This window comes from Verrucosispora sp. ts21, assembly GCF_002879555.1.
In the GTDB taxonomy this organism is placed as follows: Bacteria; Actinomycetota; Actinomycetes; order Mycobacteriales; family Micromonosporaceae; genus Micromonospora; species Micromonospora gifhornensis.
On sequence record NZ_PNOZ01000202.1, the window covers coordinates 1 to 388 of the forward strand.

Consider the following 388-nt stretch of genomic DNA (forward strand, 5'->3'; position numbering starts at 1 on the left):
ACATGCTCCACCGCTTGTGCGGGTTCCCGTCAATTCCTTTAAGTTTCACTCTTGCGAGCATACTATTCAGGCGGATCATTTAACGCGTTAGCTGCGTTAGTGAAATTATTCCACCAACTAATGATCATCGTTTACGGCGTGGACTACCAGGGTATCTAATCCTGTTTGCTCCCCACGCTTTCGTCCCTTAGTGTCAATATATAACCAGTTAGCTGCCTTCGCCTATTGGTGTTCTTCCTAATATCTACGCATTCCACCGCTTCACTAGGAATTCCGCTAACCTCTTTATAATTCTATTTTGCCAGTATCCAAAGCGGACTGAAGTTGAGCTTCAGCATTTAACTCCAGACTTAGCAAAAAACCTACGGACGCTTTACGCCCAATAATT

General features: G+C 44.3%; 1 rRNA gene. It reads right to left on the reverse strand.

The features are described from left to right. Positions 1-388: ribosomal RNA gene (locus tag C1A38_RS30505) — 16S ribosomal RNA — on the reverse strand; the annotation flags it as partial.